This window comes from Arthrobacter sp. 10T413_2, assembly GCF_056394205.1.
Map to the genome: position 1 here is coordinate 1 of NZ_JBFTHK010000241.1, position 5230 is coordinate 5230.

The window sequence follows — 5230 nt, forward strand, 5'->3', positions numbered from 1 at the left end:
GACCCGAGCGTGGATTCAGCTCAGGCTCCMGGATGACGGGCAACGGAAGGACGCAGCACGACATCTGCGGCATGCTGATCACTGCTCCCACGGAGCCCGTATTTTTTTCACCAATGGAGGAGTTCCATACGTGAACGTGGCAGATAATGTCTGCCCGAATGTGTTGCTATGCCTAGGCTAGTCTCAGGCAGCTCTCAGCACCTGAGTATTAGGTACTTGTTTTTTCCACCCAAACGGCCGGTGKACTACCCGATTCGGTGGAGATCCAATAATTCTGCCAGCGCCTGGCAATGTCGAATAAGGACGTCCGGCCCTTGCGTTGTTGCATCAACCCTGCCGGGCTTTGGCGTCCGACACGGTCGCGGCGTCAGGCCTCCGGACATGTCCTTGAGCAAGTCCGGGTTGGTGTTGGCGAGGGTGCCTCAGGCTTCGTGGCAGCAGGGTGTCAGCAACCAGGATGGCCGCACCCGCAAGGTAAGGGAATATCCGGCCGCTCCGGGCGTTATACCCACCGATACATGCAAATGCATGTAAATCGGTTATAGTGGAAACAGTCCCCGGATCCCCGGCMATGGAAAGGCACATCATGCAGATCGGCGTCTTCAGCGTCAGCGACATCACCACCGACCCCACCACGGGCCKCACCCCCACGGAGCACGAGCGCATCAAGGCGTCCGTGGCGATCGCCAAGAAGGTCGAAGAGATCGGCATGGATGTCTATGCCATCGGCGAGCACCACAACCGTCCGTTTTTCTCTTCCTCCCCCACCACCACCCTTGCCTACATCGCTGCCCAGACAGAACGCATCATCCTGTCGACCGCCACTACGCTGATCACCACCAACGATCCGGTCAAGATTGCCGAAGACTTCGCGATGCTCCAGCACCTGGCTGACGGCCGGGTTGACCTGGTGCTGGGCCGCGGCAACACTGCCCCCGTCTACCCCTGGTTCGGCAAGAACATCCAGGACGGGATCGAACTTGCGATCGAGAACTACAGCCTGCTGCGCCGCCTGTGGGATGAGGACACCGTCAACTGGTCCGGCAAGCACCGCACTCCGCTGCAGAACTTCACGTCCACGCCCCGCCCGCTCGACGGCGTCGCCCCCTTCGTATGGCACGGCTCCATCCGTACGCCGCAGATCGCCGAAGTGGCCGCCTACTACGGTGACGGCTTTTTCGCCAACAACATCTTCTGGCCCAAGGAGCACTACCAGCAGCTGATCGGCCTGTACCGCGAGCGCTACGAGCACTACGGCCACGGCAAGGCGGACCAGGCCATCGTGGGCCTTGGCGGCCAGTTCTTCATGCGGAAGAACTCCCAGGACGCCGTCAAGGAGTTCCGTCCCTACTTCGACAACGCCCCGGTGTACGGCCATGGCCCGTCGCTGGAAGACTTCACATCCCAGACCCCCCTGACGGTCGGCAGCCCGCAGGAAGTCATCGAGAAKACCCTCACGTTCCGGGAATACTTTGGCGACTACCAGCGCCAGCTCTTCCTGATCGACCACGCCGGCCTGCCGCTGAAGACGGTCCTGGAGCAGCTGGAYCTGTTCGGCGAAGAGGTCCTGCCGGTGCTTCGCCGGGAATACGCCGCACTCAAGCCCGCGCATGTCCCCGAGCCTCCCACGCACGCCGGCCGGGTAGCCGCCGCGCTGGCCGCGGGCACCGGCGACGGCGCAGCGGCAGAGACAGCGACAGAGACCACCAGCCAGGACGCGTGATGCACGCCAAGACCACAGAATCGCCGGTGCGCCTGGCCGCGGAAACCTGGGAATCGCTCTTCCGCGCCCAGGTGGCGGTGATGCGCAAGCTACAAGCGGCGCCGGCGTTCAAAGCCCTGGCCCTCAATGAATACGATGTCCTGTTCACGCTCTCCCGCTGCCCCTCCGGGTGGCTGCGCCTGAACGAGCTCAACGACCACGTCCTGCTGAGCCAGTCGAGCCTGAGCCGGCTGGTGGAGCGGCTCGAAAAGCGCGGCCTCGTGGAACGGACGCCGGCCCCCGACGACGGCCGGGGCATCCTGATCCGGCTCACCGATGCCGGACGGGACCTGCAGAAGCAGATCGGCCGGGAACACGTCCGCGACATCGCCGCCCTGGTGGGTCCGGCCCTCTCGGCGGCCGAACAGCAGGAGCTGCTGCGGCTGACGGAGAAGCTCCGCGCCTCGGCCGCCGCACGCTGACACCCGGGGTGGCTACCGGATGGCGACGAGCTTCGCCGGGTCTTCCGCCGGCAGCACATCCACGATCGCCGTGACTTTGATGTCCTGCAGGGACAGGCTTCCGCCCACCGTGGAGAGGAAAGCTGTGTCCGAGGAATCGCGCCCGGCCGTGATTCGCAGCATGCTTTCCCGCGGTGCCAGGCCGGTGGGGTCGATGATGTGCCAGGCACCGTTGATGTGTGCTTCGGMCACCGCGTGGAAGTCCATCGGGCTCAGGCCCGGCGCATACACGGCCKCCAGCCGGGCCGGGACGTTCTTGGACCGCAGCAGGGCAATGGCGAGGTGGGCGAAGTCCCGGCAGACACCGCGACGGTGCAGGAGCGTTTCGACGGCGCCGTCGGTCCCCCGCGAGGACCCGCTGACATAGCGCAGTTCGCTGAAGACCCAGTTGCGGACAGCGTGGRGCAGCTCTTCGCCCTGAAGGCCGCCGAATTCGGCATACGCTGTGGGCAGCAGCCGGTCAGACTCCGCGTAGCGGCTGGGCCGGACATACCGGATCAGTTCCATGAGCCCCGGTTCTTCGGGCAGGGCCACACCGGTGACCGTGGCCGAGTACTCCACCAGGACGTCCGTGGGTTCGGCGAATTCCATATAGTGGAACCGCCCGCCGTKGTGGTCCGAGAGCTCCGTCAGCGGCACCTCCCCGCCGCCCGCGGTCACCGACAGCGACTCTTCCAGGGAGTCGTACCCGGCGTTCCGGGCCACGGCCACGGCGAGCGCCACCTTGGTCTCGGCGACGGTTTTGAAGGCCAGGCGGGCGGCTACAGTGCGTTCCATGTATCTCCGGGATGTGAGGTGAGGGCAGGGTGAAGTCGCCGTCGACGGCCCGGGGATGTGCGGGTGTGCGGGACTAGTTTTTGATCTTCAGAGACATTAGCATCCGCTGGACGTTGGCAAATTCGGACCCGTCGTTGACGTACTTGGCGGCCTGGTCAAGGGTGTCGAACGCCTTTGCCGGAGCGACCTTCTGGTCCGGAGCCAACGGCTTGAGCACCGTCAGGTCGGCAAAGGAATAGTCGCCCTTGCCGTCCGGGCCGCGGACCACGTTCGGCAGCGCGCAGCTCTTGCCGCCGGCGCCGCCCACCACGTTCGTGATGCCGTAGGAGCCGAAGTACTTGTAGCCCTGGATGACCCGGAACACGACGTGCGGATCGATGGTCCCCTCGCCGCCCTGGTGCGGCAGGTCGACGGGCACGCTGCTGACCACAACGTAGTTCCGCGCGTCGCCGTMCGAGCAGGCCGGGACGGGCTGCGGCGCGAGCCCCGTCTGGAGGGTGGCCAGATAGGCGCCCTTGGCGTCTTTGACCTCGATTTTCAGTGCGCCCGGGAGCGCGCCGGCGTCGGGGGCAACGGACTGGACAATCCAGTCCTGCGGCACCTCAAAACTGACGGTCTTTGCCGGATCGGTGAAGACTTTCCAGGCCGACGCCGTGGAGCCCGGGGTGGCGGACACGCTGGCGGACGGCGTCGGGCTCTGGGCGGGAGCCGACGTCGTACTTTCCGTTGCGMTGCTGCCGGCCGTCCACACGGGCGCCCMCTTGCCGTCGCTGCTGCAGCCCGAGAGCGCCACCGCCGCGACYGCGAGCGCGACGCCGGCGCGCAGCGCGGCGTTCCGAGTCCCGGCGGTGCCTGAACCTTTGGCGGTGCCTGATCCTTTGGCGGTGCCTGATCCTTGGGCGAGGTCCCTCCCAGTCATGGAGCCAGCGTAGCTTGGGTACGGGTCCGGCGCCGGGATCCGGGGCAGAAATACGGCACAGGGAAAGCGGATACGCTGGGGGCATGGCCGAACAGCACTTTGACGGAACGCATTTTGGGGAGCACGGCGATGCGGCAGGCATGTCGGCGCTCGATATCGCGGACTGGCGGCTGCGGACCTTTGCCCTGTACGCCACCACGCGCAAGATCGCGGCCGACAGCCCGGCGGAGGCCCATTCCTACTGGCGCCAGGAGCGGGACCGCATGTTCGGCACGCACCCCGCGTCGGCGCTGACCGCGGAGGCCAAGGCCAGCTTCGGCGGATTGAAGACAGCGGACTACGATCCGATCTACCGGTTCTATGTTCCCCTGACACTGGAAGGCGCAGGCCGGGAAATGAACGTGGAGACCGGGACCGACGGCCTGGTGCGGTTTGTCCGGCTGGGCACGTTCGATCTTCCCGAGATGGGACAGCTMGCGGTCTGGAAGCTCCGGGGCTACGGGGGCGGCATCTTCGTGCCGTTCCGTGATGCCACGGCCGGTCAGCCGGGCGGCAGCTACGGGGCGGGACGCTACCTGCTGGATACCATCAAGKGCGCTTTCCACGGTGTGCGGGGCTCCGGGGCCGACGCCGAATTCATCCTGGACTTCAATTTCGCCTACAACCCCTCGTGCGCCTACAACGAAGCGTGGGCCTGTCCCCTTGCGGGTCCGGCCAACCGGCTGGCCGTGGACATCCCCGTGGGCGAACTGTACTGAGCGGATGGAGTCCCAGCTCGAACAGCAGTCCMCCGCACCCGGCGTCGTCCGTGGGCCGAACACCCGGCGCCACCGCGGAATCCTGCGCTACCCCGTGGTCCGGCAGCTCCTCCGGTTCACGGGCGTCGGCATTGTCTGCACGCTGACGTCCCTGGCCTTGTACGCCCTGTCCCGGCCCTGGCTCGGTGCCCAGCCGGCMAACGCGACGGCGCTGGTCCTGACCTCGTTCATGAACACCGCACTCAACCGGCGCCTGACATTCAAGATCACCGAACGCCGCCGGATGAAGCGCGACCACCTCAACGGCCTGATCGTGATCCTCGTGGCGCTGCTGATCACCGGCGGCAGCCTGGCCGTCCTGCACTGGGTCCGTCCCGAGGCCACTGTGGCCGAAGAGCTCTGGACCACTACCCTCTCCGGCTTCGCCGCCACCGCGGTGCGGTTCACGATGCTGCGGCACTGGATCTTCCGCCGCGCCCGTCACCGCTAGGGTCACCCCCGCTCAATACCTCCGTTGCGCTATCACTTATGGCTGCTCCGGGCGCCCCGGAAC

6 protein-coding genes are annotated in these 5230 nt (G+C 66.3%); 4 read left to right on the top strand and 2 right to left on the bottom strand.

All coding sequences use genetic code 11. The features are described from left to right. The first annotated feature begins 586 nt into the window (after positions 1 to 586). Both AC1DBQ_RS21490 and AC1DBQ_RS21495 read left to right on the top strand, forming a co-directional pair. A complete protein-coding gene (locus tag AC1DBQ_RS21490) occupies positions 587 to 1723 on the top strand; it encodes an LLM class flavin-dependent oxidoreductase (protein ID WP_476930450.1) in 1137 nt (378 codons plus the stop codon). Next, positions 1723 to 2184, top strand: coding sequence for a MarR family winged helix-turn-helix transcriptional regulator (locus tag AC1DBQ_RS21495; protein WP_476930445.1), 462 nt, complete (start codon positions 1723 to 1725; stop codon positions 2182 to 2184). The genes AC1DBQ_RS21490 and AC1DBQ_RS21495 overlap by 1 nt, the downstream gene beginning before the upstream one ends. A 12-nt stretch (positions 2185 to 2196) precedes the next feature. Here the strand turns inward: AC1DBQ_RS21495 and AC1DBQ_RS21500 are convergent, their stop codons facing one another. Beyond that, positions 2197 to 3000, bottom strand: a complete 804-nt coding sequence (locus AC1DBQ_RS21500) for a transglutaminase-like domain-containing protein (protein ID WP_476930446.1) — start codon at positions 2998 to 3000, stop codon at positions 2197 to 2199. 73 nt (positions 3001 to 3073) lie between these two features. Then, on the bottom strand, positions 3074 to 3919 hold the full coding sequence (locus AC1DBQ_RS21505) for a hypothetical protein (protein ID WP_476930447.1): 846 nt from the start codon (positions 3917 to 3919) through the stop codon (positions 3074 to 3076). A gap of 83 nt (positions 3920 to 4002) precedes the next feature. Here AC1DBQ_RS21505 and AC1DBQ_RS21510 point away from each other — a divergent pair, with 83 nt between their 5' ends. Both AC1DBQ_RS21510 and AC1DBQ_RS21515 read left to right on the top strand, forming a co-directional pair. Continuing rightward, entirely contained in the window at positions 4003 to 4677 is a 675-nt protein-coding gene (locus AC1DBQ_RS21510) for a DUF1684 domain-containing protein (protein ID WP_476930448.1), read from the top strand. Between the two features lie 4 nt (positions 4678 to 4681). Then, complete coding sequence (locus AC1DBQ_RS21515; protein WP_476930449.1) at positions 4682 to 5167, top strand: GtrA family protein; 486 nt, start codon at positions 4682 to 4684, stop codon at positions 5165 to 5167. Positions 5168 to 5230 lie beyond the last annotated feature (63 nt).